Origin of the sequence: Clostridium sp. (genome assembly GCF_017888565.1) — a bacterium.
In the GTDB taxonomy this organism is placed as follows: domain Bacteria; phylum Bacillota; class Clostridia; order Clostridiales; family Clostridiaceae; genus Clostridium.
Genome location: NZ_JAGHFX010000049.1, coordinates 30,652 through 53,564, shown reverse-complemented (window position 1 = coordinate 53,564; position 22,913 = coordinate 30,652). Strand labels below are relative to the sequence as shown.

The 22,913-nt window shown below is 26.5% G+C and carries 21 protein-coding genes; 7 read left to right on the top strand and 14 right to left on the bottom strand.

Annotation, left to right across the window (positions count from 1 at the left end; all coding sequences use genetic code 11):
• Nucleotides 1-206: 206 nt before the first annotated feature.
• From J7M87_RS09370 to J7M87_RS09360, 3 genes are all read right to left on the bottom strand, one after another.
• Entirely contained in the window at nucleotides 207-893 is a 687-nt protein-coding gene (locus J7M87_RS09370; protein ID WP_291650801.1) for a metallophosphoesterase, read from the bottom strand.
• A 132-nt stretch (nucleotides 894-1,025) separates the two neighbouring features.
• Nucleotides 1,026-1,280 (bottom strand): EscU/YscU/HrcU family type III secretion system export apparatus switch protein, encoded by a 255-nt coding sequence (locus J7M87_RS09365; RefSeq protein WP_291650800.1) that lies wholly within the window; start codon nucleotides 1,278-1,280, stop codon nucleotides 1,026-1,028.
• 22 nt (nucleotides 1,281-1,302) lie between these two features.
• On the bottom strand, nucleotides 1,303-3,339 hold the full coding sequence (locus J7M87_RS09360; RefSeq protein WP_291650799.1) for a hypothetical protein: 2,037 nt from the start codon (nucleotides 3,337-3,339) through the stop codon (nucleotides 1,303-1,305).
• 189 nt (nucleotides 3,340-3,528) lie between these two features.
• Here J7M87_RS09360 and J7M87_RS09355 point away from each other — a divergent pair, with 189 nt between their 5' ends.
• The 4 genes from J7M87_RS09355 to J7M87_RS09340 all read left to right on the top strand — a co-directional run bounded on the left by J7M87_RS09355 (nucleotide 3,529) and on the right by J7M87_RS09340 (nucleotide 8,091).
• The gene (locus tag J7M87_RS09355) at nucleotides 3,529-4,599 is read left to right on the top strand and encodes an Ig-like domain-containing protein (protein WP_291650798.1); all 1,071 of its coding nucleotides are present in this window, start codon (nucleotides 3,529-3,531) and stop codon (nucleotides 4,597-4,599) included.
• 21 nt (nucleotides 4,600-4,620) lie between these two features.
• Complete coding sequence (locus J7M87_RS09350; RefSeq protein ID WP_291650797.1) at nucleotides 4,621-5,700, top strand: tetratricopeptide repeat protein; 1,080 nt, start codon at nucleotides 4,621-4,623, stop codon at nucleotides 5,698-5,700.
• Between the two features lie 262 nt (nucleotides 5,701-5,962).
• On the top strand, nucleotides 5,963-6,646 hold the full coding sequence (locus J7M87_RS09345; RefSeq protein WP_291650796.1) for a response regulator transcription factor: 684 nt from the start codon (nucleotides 5,963-5,965) through the stop codon (nucleotides 6,644-6,646).
• A 2-nt stretch (nucleotides 6,647-6,648) separates the two neighbouring features.
• Nucleotides 6,649-8,091: a HAMP domain-containing sensor histidine kinase gene (locus tag J7M87_RS09340; protein WP_291650795.1), complete on the top strand. Its 1,443-nt coding sequence runs from the start codon at nucleotides 6,649-6,651 to the stop codon at nucleotides 8,089-8,091.
• A 161-nt stretch (nucleotides 8,092-8,252) separates the two neighbouring features.
• Here J7M87_RS09340 and tyrS read toward each other — a convergent pair whose 3' ends face one another.
• The 5 genes from tyrS to J7M87_RS09315 all read right to left on the bottom strand — a co-directional run bounded on the left by tyrS (nucleotide 8,253) and on the right by J7M87_RS09315 (nucleotide 14,215).
• Complete coding sequence (gene tyrS, locus J7M87_RS09335) at nucleotides 8,253-9,473, bottom strand: tyrosine--tRNA ligase (RefSeq protein WP_291650794.1); 1,221 nt, start codon at nucleotides 9,471-9,473, stop codon at nucleotides 8,253-8,255.
• Nucleotides 9,474-9,939: 466 nt separating this feature from the next.
• Nucleotides 9,940-10,353 (bottom strand): hypothetical protein, encoded by a 414-nt coding sequence (locus J7M87_RS09330; RefSeq protein WP_291650793.1) that lies wholly within the window; start codon nucleotides 10,351-10,353, stop codon nucleotides 9,940-9,942.
• A gap of 118 nt (nucleotides 10,354-10,471) precedes the next feature.
• Nucleotides 10,472-11,557 (bottom strand): diguanylate cyclase, encoded by a 1,086-nt coding sequence (locus tag J7M87_RS09325; RefSeq protein WP_291650792.1) that lies wholly within the window; start codon nucleotides 11,555-11,557, stop codon nucleotides 10,472-10,474.
• A 127-nt stretch (nucleotides 11,558-11,684) separates the two neighbouring features.
• Complete coding sequence (locus J7M87_RS09320) at nucleotides 11,685-12,803, bottom strand: Ger(x)C family spore germination protein (RefSeq protein WP_291650791.1); 1,119 nt, start codon at nucleotides 12,801-12,803, stop codon at nucleotides 11,685-11,687.
• On the bottom strand, nucleotides 12,800-14,215 hold the full coding sequence (locus J7M87_RS09315) for a spore germination protein (RefSeq protein ID WP_291650790.1): 1,416 nt from the start codon (nucleotides 14,213-14,215) through the stop codon (nucleotides 12,800-12,802). The genes J7M87_RS09320 and J7M87_RS09315 overlap by 4 nt, the downstream gene beginning before the upstream one ends.
• A gap of 220 nt (nucleotides 14,216-14,435) precedes the next feature.
• Here J7M87_RS09315 and J7M87_RS09310 point away from each other — a divergent pair, with 220 nt between their 5' ends.
• From J7M87_RS09310 to J7M87_RS09300, 3 genes are all read left to right on the top strand, one after another.
• Nucleotides 14,436-15,530, top strand: a complete 1,095-nt coding sequence (locus J7M87_RS09310; protein WP_291650789.1) for an endospore germination permease — start codon at nucleotides 14,436-14,438, stop codon at nucleotides 15,528-15,530.
• A 169-nt stretch (nucleotides 15,531-15,699) separates the two neighbouring features.
• Nucleotides 15,700-15,855: a zinc-ribbon domain-containing protein gene (locus J7M87_RS09305; protein WP_291650788.1), complete on the top strand. Its 156-nt coding sequence runs from the start codon at nucleotides 15,700-15,702 to the stop codon at nucleotides 15,853-15,855.
• Nucleotides 15,856-15,994: 139 nt separating this feature from the next.
• Nucleotides 15,995-16,141: a hypothetical protein gene (locus J7M87_RS09300; protein WP_291650787.1), complete on the top strand. Its 147-nt coding sequence runs from the start codon at nucleotides 15,995-15,997 to the stop codon at nucleotides 16,139-16,141.
• A 19-nt stretch (nucleotides 16,142-16,160) separates the two neighbouring features.
• Here J7M87_RS09300 and J7M87_RS09295 read toward each other — a convergent pair whose 3' ends face one another.
• The 6 genes from J7M87_RS09295 to J7M87_RS09270 all read right to left on the bottom strand — a co-directional run bounded on the left by J7M87_RS09295 (nucleotide 16,161) and on the right by J7M87_RS09270 (nucleotide 22,618).
• The gene (locus J7M87_RS09295) at nucleotides 16,161-16,991 is read right to left on the bottom strand and encodes a hypothetical protein (protein ID WP_291650786.1); all 831 of its coding nucleotides are present in this window, start codon (nucleotides 16,989-16,991) and stop codon (nucleotides 16,161-16,163) included.
• Between the two features lie 512 nt (nucleotides 16,992-17,503).
• Nucleotides 17,504-18,433: a prenyltransferase gene (locus J7M87_RS09290; RefSeq protein ID WP_291650785.1), complete on the bottom strand. Its 930-nt coding sequence runs from the start codon at nucleotides 18,431-18,433 to the stop codon at nucleotides 17,504-17,506.
• On the bottom strand, nucleotides 18,434-19,273 hold the full coding sequence (locus J7M87_RS09285) for a carbohydrate ABC transporter permease (protein ID WP_291650784.1): 840 nt from the start codon (nucleotides 19,271-19,273) through the stop codon (nucleotides 18,434-18,436).
• Complete coding sequence (locus tag J7M87_RS09280) at nucleotides 19,254-20,135, bottom strand: sugar ABC transporter permease (RefSeq protein ID WP_291650783.1); 882 nt, start codon at nucleotides 20,133-20,135, stop codon at nucleotides 19,254-19,256. Before J7M87_RS09280 ends, J7M87_RS09285 begins: the two co-directional genes overlap by 20 nt.
• Nucleotides 20,128-21,402 (bottom strand): extracellular solute-binding protein, encoded by a 1,275-nt coding sequence (locus tag J7M87_RS09275; protein ID WP_291650782.1) that lies wholly within the window; start codon nucleotides 21,400-21,402, stop codon nucleotides 20,128-20,130. Before J7M87_RS09275 ends, J7M87_RS09280 begins: the two co-directional genes overlap by 8 nt.
• A complete protein-coding gene (locus J7M87_RS09270) occupies nucleotides 21,380-22,618 on the bottom strand; it encodes an ABC transporter ATP-binding protein (RefSeq protein WP_291650781.1) in 1,239 nt (412 codons plus the stop codon). The genes J7M87_RS09275 and J7M87_RS09270 overlap by 23 nt, the downstream gene beginning before the upstream one ends.
• Between the last annotated feature and the right edge of the window lie 295 nt (nucleotides 22,619-22,913).

Genomic DNA, 22,913 nt, shown 5'->3' with positions numbered 1-22,913 from the left:
TTCTCTTTTTAGCTAATGCCTATTCTGATAGTTACACGCTAATTTGATTTGTATTCATTTACATAGAAAATTTTACCTTAATTCGGTTGATAATGTCAATCCTAATTTTCACAATTTTCGTAATTCCTTAAATTTTCATCTTTAAAAAGGGTATATAAAAAATAAACTATAAAGTAAATTTAATAATATACTTTATAGTTTATTTTTTATAATATTTTTTTTGGATCGAAATTTAAAAAATCACATGCTGTCATTAAATATTCAATTCCTTCATGTTCTCCATTAAGAACATTTGCTAATGAAGGTCCATGTAAATGTCCATATATTACTTTTTTTACTCCATACTCTTTAAATAAATCAGTAAATGCTGAACTTTCTCTTTTCTCATTCATTGGGGGATAGTGTATCATAACTACTATATTTTCATATCCTGCTTCTTTTGCCTTATCTAATGAAAGCCTTAATCTTATAATTTCTCTATCAAATATTTTTTTATCCTTTTCAGTAAATCTATCACTACCTTCTAAAATCCAACCTCTAGATCCACAAATAGCATAATCCTCGTAAGTATAAAAATTATTTTGAAGAAATTTCGTATTTTCATACATTCTATTAAGCTTTGATATTCCACCCCACCAATAATCATGGTTTCCCTTAGAAATTATCTTCTTTCCTGGTAACGCATCTATCCAATCTAAATCAACTTTACTTTCATCTGATCTCATTGACCAGGATATATCTCCAGCTATAAGCACTGTATCTTCATCTGTAATTTTTTTTATCCAATTTTCTTTTATCTTTTCATCATGCTTAAGCCACTTTGCTCCAAATATGTCCATTGGTTTGTCTGTTGTAAAAGCAAGATGAAGATCTGAAATAGCATATAAAGCCATTTAATCTACTCACCTTTCTGACATAAATTTCTTAACATTATATATTAGGTTACCTATATAATATTATTTATTAAACTAATATGAAAGCCCATATTTCAAAAGCATATTAAGTATTTATTTACTTTTATCCATCTAAAAACTATCTAAGTCTGTCACATATGCAATTATATGAGCTACCGCTTCATAAAGATCAGATGGTATATACTCACCTATATCTACATTACAAAGCAGATCTGTCAATTCCTTATTATACACTATAGGAACGTCATTTTCCTCTGCTTTTTCAAGTATTTTATCTGCAATATGTCCCATACCACTTGCAGTAACAGTTGGAGCCATTAAATTTTCTTCATATTTTAAAGCTGCTGCTTTTTTTCTATATTTCATTTCTCCTCCTAAGATATTTAGTTTATACTCTCCTATCAAGGGATATTCCAGCATTTGAACTGAAGAAATCTCTACATGTTGTTAAGGAAACTTCATTTTCTTTCTTAGATACTTTCACATTAACTAAAAAACCCATGTTTTCTATATTATTAACTAACTTTATCTTTGTCATATCAATTATTTTAACAAATCTTTCTTCACATTTTAATTCTATATTTATTTTTTTATCTAATACTTGCATATAACCATCTATTATACCTAAATTCTTAGTTTCAACAGTAACTACCATCTTAACATTTGTACTATCTATCTTTTTACCTTCTTTTCTATTATCCTTTACTATTATCTTGCAAGGATATTCTCTTTCCTTTATATTAATTGGAATATCTGCATAATAATATTCTGAGCTTATTTTATTAAATACTTTTATATCACTAATGTTATTTTTTATAATATCTAAAATTTTCTCTGATATTACTGATTCGCTTTTTAAATTAGATATTAAATCTTTAATTATTTCTTTATTACCTTCAGCTACTTTATTTAATGAAGCTTCTACTAATTCTTTCTTAGGAATACTTGTAGTTAGATTTTTGCTTATTATATTATTTTCATTTATATTTACTTTATCAATATTACTACTATTAATTCCAATAATATTATCTTTAGTTAATATATCTTTTGCTAAATCATTTACCTTTTGACCTTGTTTAGTATCACTATCTATAATTTCTTGATTCTTTAAATTAATAACATCTTTTAATTTTAAAAATTCCTCTTCTGTTAATGTTACATCATTTCCAATAACACTTGAAAGTACCTTTTCTAATTGTCCTTTGCTAAAATCTAACGCCTCTTTTACACCTAAAGTTTCATTATTAGCTTTATTTAAATAATCACTAAAATCATCTATTATGTTTTTGGCACCAATTTCATTAAATTCAAATATAGTTTCTTTAAGCTTATTTATTAATTCTTCTGGTTTTATAGTATTTATTAAATTGAAAACCCTATCAAATTCACTACTTGTGAATTCCATTCTTCTATTGCTTATTATATCTTTTAAGGATGTATTAAGTAACTCTTCACTTTGTCCTGATATAGATTTAAGAATAGATAAAATACTAACTTTAGCATTTCCCATATCACTTTTTTGATAAACATCATTAGCTAATTTATTATTTACACTTGCCTCTTGCCCATTAATATATTGTGGTGTTTTTGTAATTCTTTGTTCTTGTATATTTTGTCCATCTACATCTATAGATTTAGGACTTATAGTACTAGTATCTAATCCTTCAATACCTTGCTTTAAATTACTTTTTATCATATTATCCTTTGAAAATTCATTAAGTTCAGGTATTGAATTAGAAATGTTATCAAGTACTTTTAATATATTTTCTTTTCCTTTAAATAAATTATTATATCCTTTTATATTTTCCTTATTAAACTCCATATCATTTTCAATAAACAATAAAATATCCTCATGAGATAAAGTTTTAAACTCTACAAAAAACTCTTTTAATACATTATTAATTTTTATTCCTTCTTTGCTATTTTGAGATATTCCTTTCCCCATTAAATACTTAGATATAAATTCATCTATTTCCTTTGGATTTGCTTGTATTTTATCTAAAAATTGAATTAATCCCTTAATTTCTCTTATATTTTCCTTAGTAAGAGGAATATCAAACTTTAACATTGATTTTAATAAAGTAACATCCTCTTTACCTAGCCCTGAACTAGAAATTATATCATTAAACTCACCTTGAGCTAACTCATCACCTTTGATATTCTTAGCAATAACTTTTAACTTTAGTTTTCCATCAATAAAGCCTTCAACTTGAAATCTTTGTAATCCACTTTCTAATCCTTCTACATCTCCATCTATTTGTGCAGAAAATTCCCAACCATCTATTAGCTTTATAGTAACTTCATTTTTATCATCTTTTTTAATTATTTTACCTGAAAACTTCTCACCAGAATCAAAAGTTAACTTACTAGATATTCTTTTATTATTTGTATTATATGAATTACCTACATTAAAAACTCCTGGCATATCTTCACCTCATATACATCTATATTATTTATAATGTCGAATACTTTATCTAACACCTTAGCATATATAACTTTAGAAACTCTATTATCAAAATAATTTTCATTTGGAAATATTTTAGAAATAACTATATAATCTTTAGAAATTTCTTCCTTATATGATATAAATATAGAATTTAACTGGAGGTTAAAAATGAATAAAAAACTTTTTTCAAAGATAATTATTATATCCATTATTACTGTATCATCAACATTTGTATCTTGCCAAAACACTTCAAAGAAAATAACTATCTCGGAAGATACTAAAAATGAAATTTCTTCTGAAGAAAATGAAATAAATGAGGCAATAAAAACTGGTGAGAAATATCTTACTGAAAATAATTTTAATGAAGCTAAGGAATACTTTAATAAGGCCTTATCATTAGACAAAAGTAATAAAGATATTTATTTAAAAATTAAGGACATATATTTGTCTTTTAATAGATTTGATGATGCCTATTTCATTATAAAAACAGCTTTAACAAATAATATAGATATTGAAAATATGAAATTAATTTTAAAGGATATTTCATCTAAATTTGAATCTATTAACATGAACCTATCCATATATCAAGATACTAGTTATACCTTACCAAATGAAGTCAAAGCTGTAATTTCAGGTGAATCTATATCGCTTCCTGTAACTTGGGATAATCAAGTAGTTGATTCATCAACTGCAGGGACATTTATTTATGAAGGCTTTAATGAGGATTATGGTAGAAAAGTAAATATGGAAATTACAGTTATGGAAAATGTTTATGATAAGCAAATTGGGTCTATTAATAATATATATACTATTGATGGAAAGACTTATATCGATGTTGATTTAGTTGAATTATATGAAGGTTTGGACGAATCTTTGACTGAATCTAAAAAAGATAATATGGCAGCATATGATGAAGAAAAAGGAGAATACTTTCTTCCATTTGGTTATTATATAAGAAATAATAATAGCACTATAACTACTTACGAAGTTTCAAAAGATTGTATATTCCAGCTATATTTTATCGATTTATTTGCCTTGGGTTATGACAGTGAGTCAAAGCTTCCTGAACTCAATACAGTTCCTTATGAAACCTTCAAAAATTATATTGATATGATGAATAAGATGTACCTAGATAATAATCAAAAATTGGGTGAGAAAATAACAACTCATAGAACAACTTTATGTTGGATTGAAAGCAAAAATAACAATGTATACTCTATATCTAGAAAATATTTATAAATTTAAAAAGGAGACTTTACAGTGAATAAAAGATTTATAAAACTAGCTATTATCCCAATTTTTTTAATGCTAAGCACTTCACTCTTTTCTTGTACAGACACAACAAAAAAGGTAACAGTTTCTAATGATACTCAAAGTGAAATTTTAGTAGAAGAAAATGAAGTTGATGAAGCTATTACTAATGCTAAAAAACTTCTTGCTGATAATAAATATGATGAAGCAAAAGCTTATTTTAATAAAGCAATTTCTTTAGATAAATCTAATAAAGATTTATATTTAGAAATTAAAGATATTTATATTGATTCAAATAAACTTGATGATGCTTACTTTATAATAAAATCTGCTTTAGCTAATAATGTTGATACTGAAAACATGAAAACAATAGCTAAAGAAATATCATCTAAATTTGAAATAATTAAGCTTACAGATTCTGTTTACCAAGAGTCAGAATATAATCTTCCTGGAAGTGTAACTACTGATATAAATGGAATTTCACTTTTACTTCCTTTAACATGGAACGTATCAAATGTTGATACTACTACTGCTGGCACTTTCACTTATTATGGTATTAACGAAGAGTATGGAAGACAAGTAGAATTTACTTTAACAGTTTTAGAAAATGTTTATGATAAACAAATTGGATGTATCAATAATATCTATACTATTGATGGAAAAACCTATATAGATGTTGACTTAGTTGAATTTTACTTTGGAAATGAAATTGCTTTAAGAGAAGCATTAAAAGATAACGAAAAAATTGCTTATCAAGAAAATGGAGAGCCTTATGTTCCAGATGGTTATTATATAAGAAATAATAATAGTAAATTAACCACCTATGAGATATCAAGTAATTGCAGCTTCCAATTATTAAATCACGATTTTCTAGCTTTAGGATATAATGTGCCTCCACCAGAAAATTCTTCTATAAATGAAAAAGCTTCATTTAATGATTTTATAAATTATATTGATTTAAGAAATCCTATGGATATAGGAGATTTAGATATAAGTGATGGAAAACCTATAACTCATAGAGAAACCCTATGTTGGATAGAACTAAAAAATGGAGTTGCTTACTCAATCTACAGACAATATACACCTTAGTTATATTTTGCGAAGCAAAATAATTAAAAAATGAAAAAATGAAGGAATGAAAAATTAAGGTAAAAACCTTACAGGATTTTTGAATAGAAAGTGCTTGGCACCTATAGTTTAAGTTTTGCGTAGCAAAACACCCTTAATTCTTTCATTCTTTCATTAATAAATTGCTTCGCAATTTACAACTAATAGTTTTATACTTCTATTTATTATTTAAAATATATTTAATATAATTAAATTATAATATCCATATTAAGGAGAATATGTAATGAATGCTCAAGTGCTTATTATTGAAGATGATAAATCTATAAATGATATACTATTCCATACTTTGAAAGCTGAAAGCTATTTACCTCATAGTGTTTTTTCTCTAAAAGAGGCTAATGATTTTTTAAATACCACTTTACCAGATTTAATTTTATTAGATTTAAACTTGCCTGATGGAAGTGGTTTTGACTTTTGTAAAGATATAAACTCTAAATATACTATTCCTATTATAATTCTTACTGCTAAAAATGATGTATTTGATAAAGTTCTTGGCCTTGAACTTGGAGCTGATGATTATATTACTAAACCATTCCATATAAAAGAAGTTACAAGCAGAATAAAGGCTGTATTTAGACGTATTGAAAAGTCTTCTTCTAAAGATAATAAAAATTTCATTAAGATAAATTCAAATATAAAGATTAATTTTAATAACAGAACTGTTTTAAAAAATGATGAAGTTATTCAATTGAAACCGAAAGAATATGAGCTTCTTGAATTCTTTGTTCAAAACAGAAATAAAGTTTTTTCTAGAGAACAACTTATAGATAATATTTGGGAGCTTTCTTATGATGGTGACATAAGAACTATAGATATTCATATAAGAAGGATTAGAAGCAAACTTGATACGAATGGACAACCATCAGTAATTGAAACAGTCTTTGGTGTTGGATATATGATGAGGTAAATATGAAAATTAAATTTAAATTCACTTTAATTATTACTCTGACAATTGTTTTATTAGGTATTTCATTAAATATATCTGTTCGAAAAATATTAAAAAACAATATGGAAAGCACAGTTACTTCTTCTTTAAAAGAAATAATGAAAAGTACTCGTGAATCTGTTAAATATACATTGTCAGTAAGAAATTATCTCTATAAAGATAAAGCCTTATCTCAAGAAAGTAAATATTTGATAGAATATATTTCTATTAACTATGATAGCAAGCTTCAAATATGCGATATAGATGGTAATGTACTTGCTTCTAATTTAGAAAAAGCTAATATTGAATTTACTGAAAATCTTTCTAATATTAAATCTGGTAAAACTATTGTTGATATAAAATATAATAATAACACTCTTATTGGAATGCTTTCTTATCCAATAATAATTAATGAATCTTATATTGGAATAATCAATTTAACTAAAGACTATACTTATCTTTATTCAGATTATATGAAAGCTACAAGCATATTAACTCTAATTGAAATATCACTTATTATTTTTATATTTGCTATTTCTTATAGATTAACAAATAAAATAGTTAATCCCATAGAAAAATTAACTTCAGCCTCAAAAGAATTAAGTGTAGGAAATTATGATATAAATATAGATGTCAATGCAAAAGAAAATGATGAAATATCTATATTATCTAGAGAGTTTATTAATATGAAATCTAAAATTCAAGATCAAATTTTAGATATTGAAAAAGAAAAAGAAAAGGTTGAAAAATTAGCTTTAAGCAGGAAAATATTTTTTGATACTGTTACTCATGAACTTAAAACACCTTTGACTTCAATTATTGGATATTCAGAAATGATTTTAGAAAATGTTGTAGATGATGAAGAATTTAAATATCGAGCTATTGATAGAATACACTCAGAAAGTGAAAGATTAAATACATTAGTACTTGAAATAATAAAAATTTCAAAAGGATTATCCTCTATAAAAGATACTTATGAAGATATAGAAATTTCTGAGATTATTAATCAAACAATTACTGATTTAAGTATTAAAGCTGAAAAATATACTTTAAAAATAAACTCAACCATATCAAAAGAAACAGTACACTTTAAACCAAATAAAATAAAAGAAGTTTTAATTAATGTATTAGATAATGCAATAAAATATTCTAGCAAAGATTCTATAATTACTGTAAGCTCCTATACTTCTGGTGATAAATATAATATAGAGATTACTAACATCGTTGAAAATCCCATACCAGAAGATGTTTACAATCATATTTTTGAACCATTTACAAAGTCAAAGTTTTCTGATGATGAATATAGTACAGGCTTAGGATTGTATCTATGTAACGAAATCATTAAAGATCATAATGGTTCAATCAGCATAGTTAATGGTAATGAAATAAAAGTAAATATTACTTTACCATTAGACAATAAAAGTTAAGCTAGTATAAGTAATGCTTAATTTTCAAATAAACTCTATCTATGATTATATAATTCCAAATTAGAAACATAGTAAAAAAGAAATTCAGATAAAATCTCTGAATTTCTTTTTTTTTATTTTCATTATAAATTTCTAAAATTTATTCTACAACTGTTGAATTTCTATTCTACAACTATTTTATTATAGTTTTTCTTTCCTCTTTTAAGTAATGCTGAACCATCTTCTAAATCTGATTCCTCTAAAGTTCTAGTAACTTCAGTTACTTTTTCTCCATTTAAAGATAAGCCACCTTGTTGAATTAATCTTCTTCCTTCTGCTTTAGATGGAACTATTTTATTTTCAGCCATTATATCTAAAATAGTTGATCCTAACTTTTCCTTACTTATAGTTACTGTAGGAACATTACTCATATCAACTCCACCTGAGAATAAAGCTTCTGCTGCACTTTTAGCTTTAGTTGCTTCTTCTTCTCCATGAACTAGCTTTGTAACTTCAAAAGCAAGACGCTTTTTAGCTTCATTTATAGCTGCTCCTTCTACAGAACATATTGCTCTAACTTCATCCATTGGAACAAATGTTAATAATGATAAACATTTTTCTACATCTGCATCGTCTACATTTCTCCAGTATTGATAAAAGTCAAATGGTGAAGTTTTTTCTGGATCAAGCCATAAAGCTCCCCCTACTGTTTTTCCCATCTTTTGTCCTTGGCTATTAGTTAATAAAGAACAAGTCATTGCCATTGATTGACCTTGAGCCTTTCTTCTAACTAATTCAACACCAGCAATCATATTTGACCATTGGTCATCTCCGCCTAATTGCATTTTGCAACCATACTTTTGATTTAATACGTAGAAGTCATATCCTTGCATTAACATATAATTAAACTCTAAGAAAGAAAGTCCCTTTTCTAACCTTTGTTTAAAGCATTCAGCTGTAAGCATTCTATTTACAGAAAAATGAACTCCAACTTCTCTTAAGAAATCTACATAATTTAAGTTTAATAGCCAATCTGCATTATTAACTAATATTGCTTTATCATCAGAGAAATCTATAAATCTCTCCATTTGCTTTTTTATTGAATCAACATTATGTTGAATTTGCTCTTTTGTAAGCATTGTTCTCATATCAGTTTTTCCTGATGGATCTCCTACCATTGCTGTTCCACCACCAAGAAGTGCTATTGGTCTATGTCCTGCTTTTTGCATATGTGCCATGAACATTAACGCAATGAAATGTCCAACATGTAAACTATCTGCTGTTGGATCAAAGCCTATATAAAAAGTTATTTTCTCCTTTTCTAGCAATTCTCTAGTTTCATCCTCATGAGTAAATTGCTTTATGTATCCACGATCTAATAACTCGTCTAAAACATTAGCCATTCTACGTAACCTCCTATTTATTTTACTTATTATAGTATATCTTTTTATTAAAATATTATCAACAATAAAACAACTAATGATACTATTGTTATGTTTTGAGAATATAAAAAAGGAGTAATTCAATATACTAGAATCACCCCTCATTACTAAATCTGCGACAATTAATTATTATTAATTCTGTTAATCCAAATTATAACTAAAATTCTCTTATTCATTATTCAAAATTCGAACTTAAAATGTAAATTTAAATTTTAAATAATATTCATTCATACAACTTTGTAATTCACATAATCCAGACTCCCAGACCAATCTTTATCCATTTATACTTCTACTCTCTAAATTCTCAACCACTCAGAATTTCCGAACCATCCCCCATTATTCCCCTTACTTTTCTTTTTCATTTCTCATTTTTAATAACTCAGCTTGCATGAGTTATTTCCATAATTCTTTAACTTTTCCTATTCCTCTAAGCCACATATTCCCTTATCAAATCTGGTAGCTCATCATTACATTCACAATTTAAATTTATATACAAATTTAAATTAAATCTTTGAGAGAATTCCTTTAACTTTCCAAACAGTTTAGTTGATTCAGACATATTTTTAGTAACTATACTTGATAAAGCATCTATATATATATTTTCAACATCATAATTTTGAGATATAACTCCACAAAGTAATCCATAAAAGCTATCACAATCCATTACACCAAGCTCATTAGTATTTATAAATCTTATCTTACCTTTAAGTTGCATCATGCGTCTAGCATCATCGTCAATATAAACTGAATCCCCTTTTGCTTTGCTTAAATGTTCATTTGCAAGTTCTATTAATCTTTTAGTTTTACCTGCCCCTCTCTTTGCGCAAAAAACTTGAATCATTGGAATCCACTCCTTTTATAGAATTTTTATTCTCTTAATTTATATATATTCTACACCTTTGAAAATATTTACAATATAATATAAAAAATAATAAAAGATAGAGAAAATACATTAATCTCTATCTTTTATCTAAAAAATGTGAACTCATAACTTTATTTTTTCCTGCGTGCTTTGCCTTGTAAAGGAATCTATCTGCACAATTAATAACAGTTTCAAGGGTATCCCCATCATTAGGATAAAAGCCTACTCCAAAACTTGCCGTAATGCTTCTTTCATTCTTTTCATTTGAAACCAAATTACTTGATACTGAATTTCTTATTTTATCTATTCTTATATATATATCTTCATTATCACTATTACAATCTATATATAGTATTATTTCTTCCCCACCATATCTTGCAATTATATCTTTTGGCTTTAACATACTTCTAATTAAATTTGCAGTTTCTATTAAAACTTTATCACCAAATTGATGCCCTAAAGTATCATTTACTCTTTTAAAGTTATCTAAATCAATCATTACTATAGCATATTTATCTATGCCTCCATTAGATAACCTTTCTTCTATAATTTCATAAAAAGTCTTTCTATTGTAGATACCTATCAATGCATCATATTTAGCTGCTCTTTCTATCTTTTTATATAGAATAGAATTTTCTAAAGCTATTGCAATTTGACTTGCTATTGAACTTAGGAATATTTCATGAAACTCTGATAAAAAATTATAATGGGTATGGTCAGCTACAATATATCCTATAAATTTTTCAGCAACTTTTATTGGTACTCCCATCCTTGAGTGAATATATATATTATTTAATTCATCTTTTACAATTGGTTCTTGTGAATTTAAAATAAATGTCTTATTTTTACTTATGTAATTTATACATTCTTCTGTAAGAGATATACTATCTTGTGTGCCATTAGTAGCCTTTATAACAAATTTAGAGTCTTCTAACAAATATATTGTAGATTGAGTTACACCTATAATTCCTATTATCATATCATTTATCATAGGTATTATATTTTTACTACTTAAATTTGAATTGATATAGTTACTGATTAATATTACATTCGAAAGCATATCGAGATTTTTCTCATGCTGGACATTTACAGAACTTAATTCTTGTATTTTTTCTTCAGTGATTTTCTGATATCTTTCGTACTCCGACTTAAGTTGGTGATACATTGCTTTATAATCGTCCATACTCCCTCCCCATCTCATCTCATATAGTATGAATCGAATTCAGATAATCTATAACTTAATATTACTTTATTTCCCTTTTAATATCAATAGCTTTTTACCCTCTAAATCATTTTCATTGTAGTATTTATTATAGACTATCCTTGATTAATCCAGTTCCTTCAACTATTAAGTTGACATTTACTTCTAAGTTTGTATTTGCAATTGGATTATATACTGCTGCTTTAGGATAGTATATATCTAAAAGTCTTTCAATATCAAAAACATCTATTTGCTTTTCTTTATATTTATTAAATATATCTTTAAGATAACTTTCTATTTCTTCTTCTTTGACATCTTTTATATATTTCAAAAGTTCATTATCAACTATAAGCCTACCTTGTATTTCTGCAACTGACACTTTCATTTCTAAATTTTTAACTAAAGTAATACTTTCTCCATCATACTTAAGTTTACTTTCTGTACTATTATCTAAAATATCTAATGTAATAAATCCTTTCTGTGATTGTGGATTAGACATTTCAAGTGTTCCTCTTCTAATATTATTCATAAATAAATTATAGCTCATAGCATCTTTAGAATCTATTTTCTCGACTAATGTATTGTCCTTGATTATTGCCCCGCCACCAATTTCTATTTTTTTATCTAGTGCATCCTCTCTTATTTCAATTGCACCAACAATATATGTGTCACTGGCTGTTATAGAATTACTTAAATAATCATTTATGTTTGCTCTCATAGCTCTTGGATTTCTTTTATTTTTATGAACTAATTCTTCTAAATATAATCCTAAATATTCTTCATCATTGGAAGTAATTTTTAGCAATTCATCAACTTCTCCAAAATATACAAACATATCAGGTTTAATTTGAAACTCTTGATTATTATTTATTAAATCAATATATCTCTTTATTCCATCTCTTGCTGCCTTTTCTGTAAATATATATGCTCTATTTTGCGAGTAATTTAATTCATAGCTTGAAGCTAAATTTACATCTCTTAAAGCTTCTAATGCTGTCTTTCCTATACCTTTATATATTATTCTCTTTCCCTTATCTGAACTTTCATTAGTACTTCTATAAGGTTTAACGCAGTCAACATAAACTACTGCTCTTCCAAAATCATCTGTATCAAAAATTACACTAGTTGCAAAACTAACTTTATTTATATCTCTATAATTAAAACACCCAACTAGGAAGAAAGGAATAAAAAATACTGCTAATATCTTACTTACTCTTTTGAATTTCATTTTTCATCCCCCTTTTTTATAAAACCTTTTGAAATTTTACCTAAACTTCCTCTAAGTACAACATCTTTAAATCTATATTCATTGATACTTCCAATTGGAAATAAAAATTGATATCCGATTGAATCTAACTCAGCTAATTGTATTAGTAATAATAATGCTCCACATAAAAATCCTGGTATACCAAATGCAGCAGAAAATCCAACCAAGACTAATGCCCAAAATGATAATGCTCCATAAAGTTTTGGAATTAAGAAATATGATAATGTACTTAATGCCACTACTATTATTGTTATCCTTGATGCAATTCCAGCTCCAACTGCTGCATCTCCTAAGATTAAAGCTGATACTATACTCATTGCACCACCTATTGGTTGTGGAAGCCTAAGACCTGCTTCTTTTATAAATTGAAATGCAAGCATCATTAGTATTACTTCTATAAACGTAGGGAATGGAACCCCCGCCCTTGATACTGCTAGCCTAAACATAAATAATGATGGTATCATAGAAAAATGATACGTTATTATTGCTACATATAAAGCAGGTACTAATGTTGCTATAAAAAATGCAAACCATCTTAATATACGATTAAAATTTGTATAGTATTTATTTAAATAATAATCATCTGGCATTTGGAAATTTTCTAAAAAGAAATATGGTACAGTAATAACAAATGGCGTTCCATCAACTATTACCCCAATTCTTCCTTCTAATAATTTTGCACTTACTTCATCTGGCTTTTCAGTGTATCCTACTGTATCAAAAAAGCTTTTTTGATTCTTTAGAGCATCTTCAATGTAATTCGTATCTAAAATAAATCTTAAGTCTAAACTATTTACTTTTTCTCTAACATTTTCAACTAATTCTTTTGGAGCAACACCATCTAGATAACATATAGCAACTGCAGTTTGTGATTTTTCTCCAACAACTACAGCTTCAAATTTTAAATTTGGATTTTTAATTCTTCTTCTTATTAAAGCAACATTATTTACTATTAATTCATTAAATCCTTCTCTTGGACCTTTTAATACTGATTCTGTTTCAGGCGTTCCAACACCTCTAACTGGAAATCCCTTAGTTTCTACAAATATAATTTCTTCATAATCATCAAAAATTACAGCTGGATCTCCAGATAATATATGCATTATTGCATCATCTACATCCTTCGCAATATCTGTAGCCCCTATATCTAAAACATTTTCTATTACTTCTTTTACTGAAGTAATACTTCCGGTAGTTGGCTTTATCTTACCAAAACCTCTTAAAGGTAAAAGCACATATTCACTTATCATATTTACATTACATAAATCATCAATAAATACTACTGTTGCCCTTCCCAAAACTGTTTGGACTGGCCTATACTTAACATCAAAAGAGTTTTTTAATTTCTCTTTTACATATTCTAAATTATTCATATACATCACCTGATCATATTATTTGTTGAAAAACTGTTTAATATTCATTTTTTTGCTAATACTATGAAAGAATGAAAAACAATTGGATAATTGATAATTCATAGTGGATAATTGAGGTTCAAACTCTTCCAGAGTTTCTTTTTATATTTTTCTAATTTAGCTAAGCTAAATTATTTCATTAATTGTCCATTATCCATTAACATAAGAAGGGTGGTTAATAATGAATAAAATTTCTAGTAAGCATTTTATATTATTTATAATTGGGGTGGCATTTATATCTGTTAAAACATATCCATCTATATTCATAGATATAGGGGGAAGAGATACTTGGCTTGCTTCTCTTATAGCATCAATTATATTTGTTATATTTTTAATGTATATAATTAATATTTGTGTTTCTACTAAAACTTTTGACATAAATGATATTTTTGAGCGTTCTATGCCAAAGGTTATAAGCATTATTTTTATGCTTATATTTGTACTTACTTTATTTATAAATGCTATTGAAGCAGCTGCTGTTGAGGCTAATGTATTGCACTCTACATTATTTCTTGAAACTCCAGTTTGGTATGCATTAATATTTTTTATACTTCCATCACTTTTTATTTTTAATAAAAGGTTACGTACTATATTAATATTTGTTTTAGTAAGTGTTTTTATAATTATAATAAATGGAATAGTCTTTTTTGCATTAACTCAAAGTTATAAGGATATAAATAATTTATTACCTGTACTTGGAAGCGGCATATCTTTAGGCTTTACCGTTTCTCTACTCCTAATTTTAGGTGGGTTTTCCTCATTTATGATTACAATACCATTTTTAAAGTATATAAATGAATTTGAACATATAAGAAAACATACCCTTTATGCTGGAGTTATAACTTCTGCATTTGTTGTTGTTTCAATAATTGGAGTAATTACAGCTTTTGGTCCGCTAAGAGCTGCAAATATTTTTTATCCTGAATTTATATTAGGGCAAAGAATTGAAGTAGCAGGATTTTTAGAATTTGGTGAATTATTTTTCATAATTCAAACAGTTTTAGGCTTCTTTATAAAGTATGTATTAGCCACTTATAGTATATTATTGATTCTAGGAAAGTATATTAAGAATAAACGTCTTTTTATAGGCATCTATACTTTTATAGTATTTGTTTTATCAAGCTTTTTAGGAATGAATAACTATATACTTTATGATGTATTAAAGTATTTACAAATAATTAATTTATTTAGTTTTGTTTTAATACCACTTATAGTATTTTCTACTTACTACTTTAAATTTAAGGCTAAAGAAAAATTATTGAAAGATTCTAAATAATCCAAATTTTCTTAATATAGGTATTGAATTTATTTATTTTTATGGTATAATTATTTTGAAAATTTAAATGATTAGGCTAATCTCGATAAGTTCTCTCCTTAAAGTTCAATATACTTAAGTGAAGAAATCTATCAAGTTTATCCCTATGAATTTTAAGGAGGATTTTAAAATGGAAGATAAGAAACTAACTTGTAAAGATTGTGGAAATGAATTTGTTTTCACAGTTGGAGAACAAGAATTCTACAAAGAAAAGGGATTTGATAATGATCCTGTAAGATGTCCTGAATGTAGAAAAGCTAGAAAAGCTCAAAATAACAGAAGATAATTTCTGTTTTAAAGACTAACCAATTAATGGTTAGTCTTTCTTTATTTATAAAGTTTATTTATATAATAAGTATTTTTTTATTAATTTTGTATAAACTAATAATCTATACAATGATTTACTTAATAGGAGGGCATGTGTAATGAAATCATTAAAAATATTTTTCACAATATTAATTTTACTAGTTTTAGTATCTTTAATATTTAAATTTTCATTTTGGGCTATAGATGTGATATTAATTTCAGCAATTTTACTATTATTAGTAGATATTTTTTATGTTAAGGCTTAAGAATGGTTATAAATTGATTTTATATTATATTTTTAATTAAAATATTTGAATTATATACTTTTTTAATTTCTCCCTCTCTATACATCCATTCTTGGCATAAATCAAAATCATCTTTTTGGTAATTATTGCTGATTTCAAATGTGAAATCTTTAAATCCCTGTGCTACTTCTTCTGAATATCCACAAAACTCCATAAAATAATTAACTTTATCTTCCTCGGAAGAATTGTTGAATATTCTAGCTGCTTCATTTAATGCTTTATGAAACTTTTTAACTCCTTCTGAATTATTATTATAAAACTCTTCATCAAAACACCACATGACTAAATTCTTATCACTATTTCTTGAATTCCAAATTACCTCTCCACCTTCATTTACTATCTTTGAAACAAAAGGCTCAATTGCTACTAAAGCATCTATTTCTCCTTTTTGAAGCGCTTTAATTCTATCATATGTATTATTAATCCAAACTATTTTAGGATTTTTTATTATATCTTTTAAATCATTTTCTAAAAACAATCTAAACAATCCAGCTCTGTTAACTCCTACTCTTATGCCTTCTAAATCTTTCTTAACTTCTTTCTTTCCAACTAAATTAATAGTTCTTGTTAAATTTGAAGTTATGACTGCCTTTTTCCCTTTTTCAAGCATATAAAAGAAAAATGTTGTATCTCCCATCATAGCATCTGATCTGCCTTCTAAAAACTCAACATTTCCCTTAAAGAAAAAATCTTCATCTAAATATAAATTCATGTCTATGCCATGTTTTTTAAATATTCTTTGCTTATCTGCTAATATTGCTGTTAAACTTAATGGATTATTCTTTATTAGATTTAAGTTTATTTTTACCATGTCTCTATCTCCCTTTATTTTCACTTGCATTAAATACCTAAAAATGTAGACTTACTGTTTCTAAAATACTATTACTATATCTACTTATATATAGTAAATATCTTCTTAAGATTTAATAGACCAACTTATTTAAATAATTTAAACTATAAATGTAGGTACTTAATTATTTAACATAGTAACTACATTAATATAACTACTTTGTAATTTAACTATAACAATTTCATCTATGTAGTTACTTTATATTTAACTATAGTAACTACATTTTTAAGTTACCTTATTTTTAAGTGTAACAAACACATTTTTAATTACTTTAACATTAAATTATAGTAAATTAACCTATGTAGCACTTTATCTTTTAACTATAATAACGACCTTTTTATGGATACCTTATCCTTTAGGTATTATATGACTATGTTCGTAGTTACATTCTCTTTAAATACTTTAATTATACTTATGAGTAGTCCTTTAATAATTTAAAAATTATATCTTTAAGTATTAATTTAAAGTCTAATTTACTTTGCCATGATATAAATTAAAAATTCTACTGACATTATAAAATGAAAACTATATATAAGAAGTAGTGGTCTTGGTCCCCACTCTCTTCCCATTTCTTTATATACTTTTTGTATTTTATAATAATCTCTATACCACTTTACATACCCGTAATAGTAAAATATAAATATACCTGATGTAAATATTAGTAAACTTATCTTTGATAGCAATAATAATATTGTCCATGATATAACCATTATTATTGCTTCTGGTATTATTATCTTAATGGAATTTCTAAATCCAATAACATGTGGTAATGTTACTCTAACACCTTTATCTTTTTCATAATCTGAAGTATTATTTGTAGACATTAGAAATACAGTCATTATCATAGCTATAAAGGAATATAAAAATATTTCTATACTCATATTTCCTTGCTGTATATAAGCAGATACAAAGCTACTTATTCCTCCAGCAAATATCCCTGATACTAATTCACCAACAGGATAAATTATATATGGCTTTGGCCCTAAAGAATAAGTTAATGCTGCAACGGCACTTACTATTCCTATAATTAATATATTTATATTCTTGGTTATAAAAACTACTATAAGTCCGCTTCCTCCGCCTAAAGCTAACATGAAAAGCAAAGCTATTACTGCATCTAAAAACTTTGCATCTCCTCTAACTAACCCTTCACTACCTAAATGGCCTGTAAATGTATCTTCATTTTCTTCATTCTTTAAAAATGCCCTTATTTCATTTGCTATATTTGCTACTATATTCAAGCTAAATCCAGCAATAAACATTAAAACTAGTGGTAAAACTTTAATATCCTTTTCTAAGTATGCTCCAAATAATCCACCACTAAGTGCTGGAAGTCCAGTTGCAAATCCTGTTCTTAGTTCCATTACTGTATAAATTCGTTTTAAAAAATTATTCTTCTTCATTTATTTAATACTCCCTGAAGTTATTCCTTCGTAAATATGCTTTTGCAAAAATATGAAAAATAATATCATTGGTATCATGCTTATTACAATAGCTGCACATATTACTTGCCATTCTGTTGATGCTGGCCCTATAAATTTGAATAATGTTGTTGATACAGTGTTTAACCCTTCCCCTGGCATATATAAATATGGGACATAAAAATCATTATATATGGTAATTATCTTAAGCATAATTGCTGTTGCAGTTGCTGGTTTTAACAATGGAAATATAATCTTTCTGTATATTTTAAAATATCCTGCACCTTCAAGCATTGCAGCTTTATCTAAATCTCTAGGAATCTTTTCTAAAGCTTGCATATAGATATAAACCATTAAAACATCTGCTCCTAAATATATAATTATAGGTGCAAGCCTAGTATTGTATATTCCTACAGCATCAACAATTTTAAAAGTTGCAACTTGAGACATTTCCATTGGTACTATTGATACAAATAAATACATAAATAATATTAGTTTTTTTAGTTTGAAATCAAACCTGCTTACAACAAAAGCCACCATAGATCCTAATATTACACTTCCTATTGCTCCAAAAAATATTAAAATGAATGTATTAATAAAACCAATTAACATTTTTCCATCTACAAATGCTCTTATGTAATTCTCAAAATAACTAAAACTATTTGGCATAGTAATCCCACTAGTCCTTGTAAATTCATCATAGGTTTTAAAAGAACCAAAAACAACAGTAATTATCGGTAAAAATATTGCTATAGTCCAAAGTATTAAAACAGTGTATTTTAGCACTTTTAATAATATAGATTTAATATTCATCTTCATCATTACTATACACCTTCTTTTGAATAAGAGTTGCAATTACAATTATTATTGTAATTATTACTGCCATACTAGCTGCAAGTCCTATTTTCTTTTGTTCAAATGCAGTTTTCATAGTTTGTAATAAAAATGTACTAGTCCCATTAGAACCATTAGTCATTATCATAGGTATTTCAAAAACAGAAATTGCACCTATAATCAACAAAATAAAATTAATCTTAACTATTGTATGTATATTAGGTAGTATCACATATCTTACCTTTTGCATTACAGAGGCACCTTCTATTTCAGCTGCTTTTATATATTCCTTTGGTATAGATTGAATTGCTCCAAAGTACATAATAAAGCTTCTACCTGTAAACCTCCAAAGAGATATACTAGCTAGTGTATAATTAACAAACCTAGGATCTCCAAGCCAATAGTGTATAAACTCTCCAAGACCTAAAGCACCTAATGCTGCATCAAAAGTTCCTCCTGGTTCAAAGAATATTCTAAATATCATCGAAATAGCAACTCCGCTTATAAGAGTTGGAAATACAAATGTAGCCTTAAAGAAACCTTTAAATTTAACTTTGAAAGACAGCATTATAGCAAAAAACATTGCTACTATTATTTGAAGTATTCCAGATAAAAAGTAATATAAACTATTTTTAAATACCTGAAAATAAGATGGATCTGTTAAAACCCTTATATAATTGTCAAAACCAACGAACTCCTTATTCTTTGATATACCATTCCATGAAGTAAAACTATATATAAACAACTCTATTATAGGTAAAAATCCAAATAAAAATAATAATAAAAGTGGAAAAAAAAGAAAGAGAAAAATAATTTTTCTTTCTTTTTTTCTTAAGTTCATATTATTCATTTGCCTGTGCTGCCGCTTCCCATTTAGCTTCTAATGAATTGATATAATCACTATAACTTTCATTTTGATTTGGATACATTCCTATATTAATAACCTTTTGAAGTACATCTGTTAATCTAGCAACACCTACTTCATTAGCTATTGTAGTATATTTTGCATCAACTTCTGGTGTTTCAGTTGGTACAGTTAATATAATATTATTCTTTTCAAAGGTTTCTTTTTGTTCGTCAGTTAAATCTTCTTTGCTTGGTGACATTCCACCTAAATCATCTGCATATCCACTTTTAGCTGAAATAAAGAATTCTAAAAATGCTTTAGCTGTTGCTTTATTTTCACTATTTCTATTTATTCCTATTACTGATGGTGCTCCAAATGCAATACTTGTTTGTCCATTAAACTTTACTGGTAATGGAGCTATATTTATTTTGCTGCCATTTGTACTTAAATCTTGGATCATCTTTGCATCTTGGGAACCCTTCATTATCATTGCAACTTTACCATCTGCAAGCATTTGTAGCGATTTTGCAAAATCTCCTGTAACTGGATCCTCTTCTATAAGTCCATTTGATGATAATTCATAAAATAAATCCATTACTTCACGTATTGGTTGACCTTCTTTAAATGCAGTACCTGCCTTTAACATTTCTGATCTATATTGCTCTCCACCATAAGAAGTTAAAGTTCCACCCCAAGTACCTAATGTTTTATTATAATTTGTATAGAAAGGTATAGCCTCTGTATTTTCTTTTACTTTCTTCGCAGCTTCTACCATTTCTTCTGTTGATGTTGGCATAGATTCTATCCCTGCCTTTTTAAGAACTTCTTCATTATATATAATACCTAATGAATTTACTGCTGCTGGTAATCCATATGCTATTCCATCATAATCAGCTTCTGTAACATCTATGTATTTTTCTTCTAATTCATCTACTTTTCCTAATGGTTCAAAATAGTTTTCATATTCTTCTGGAGTACCATTCATAGTAAATGGAAGAAATAAAACATCTCCATAATCTTTAGTATTCATTCTAGTCATTATGTAATTGTCATAATCTGCAGCTGATTCCCATATTATATCCTCAACACTTGGATATAGCTTTTTAAAATCCTCTTCTATTTTTTCAAATAGCTTGTCTGCATCTGTTCTAGATGTAACTACCTTTATAGTTCCACCTATTTCATCACTTTTCTTATCTTCAGCCTTAGAACATCCAACCATAAGTATAGGTAACATTAATAAAGTACTAATTATTTTCTTTGCCTTCATTTTGCTTACTCCTTATATTTTCTTGTGTTAATTTATTAAAAATATTAGCTTTAGTAAAGTTAAAACTAATATGAACTTTTTCACCTATCTTCAAATTATTAATATTATAAGCTTTCCATGTAAATTTTATTTCTTCATATAAAAGATGATAAATAGTTTCGCTTCCTAAATACTCAATTTTTTCTATGGTAGCATCTATAAAATCTTTATTTATATTTTCTTTGTTATATTTATGGCTATAACTTACATTCTTCTCGGTTATATTATTTTTATTTATCTTATTCTTCTCCACGTTATCTGAATTGCCTAAGTTATATTTATTTTTGATATTTTCACCTATATTATTTATATTTTTAATATCTTCAGCTCTTAACCCAAGTATATATTCACCTTTTTCTAAATAATTAAGTTCTTCAGGTTTAATAATTCTAATTGAATTGTCTAACGATATATACTCTTCCTCTATAGATAAATTAAATAAATTCATTTCAGGTCTTCCAATAAATGTAGCTACAAAAACGTTGCTAGGATTTGTATAAATATCAAGCGGAGTTCCTATTTGCTGAATTTCTCCTTCGTTTAATATAACTATTTTATCTGCCATTGTTAAAGCTTCTACTTGATCATGTGTAACATATATAGTAGTTGCATTCAACTCCTTGTGCAAATTAGTTATTTCATTTGAAGTTGAATTTCTAAGCTTTACATCTAAATTAGATAAAGGCTCGTCCATTAAAAACACCTTAGGATTTCTTACCATTGCTCTTGCAAGTGCTATTCTTTGCCTTTGCCCACCAGATAAATTTTTGGGCTTTGATTTTAAGCAATCTTCAAGATGTAATATCTTAGCTGCCCACATTACCTTTTCATTTATTTCATTCTTATTTACTTTTCTTATCTTCATTCCAAAAGCAATATTTTCATATGCTGTTAAATGAGGATATAAAGCATAGTTTTGAAATACCATAGAAACATCTCTATCTTTTGGCTCTATGTCATTAATTATCTCATTATCTATTTTTATATTTCCTTCAGTAATATCTTCAAAACCACAAATTAAGTCTAAAAGAGTTGATTTACCACTACCACTAGGTCCAACAATAACTACAAACTCACCTTTTTTAATTGTGAAATTTATATCTTTAATTGCATATTTTTTGCTATTTTTGTATTTTTTTGATAAATTATTAAACTCTATATAGCTAATATAAATCACCTCCACAACATAATTATATAAAATTCGTAAAAAACCTATATAATTTTAACTTTTAAAAGCGCATTTGTCAAATTAATAACAATATTTTCTTATAATAATATTATCTAATTAAAATTTGATTAGATAAATATATTTATAAACTTTTCGTGTATATTAATTTTAAATTTACCAGTAGAAAAATCCAAAGCCCACATGATTAAAATGAAATATAATTCATCTATTCTAAATTCATCAATTTCAAGTTTATTAATTTTAAATTCATCAGTATCAAGATTTAATTAGAAAATTAACGTAT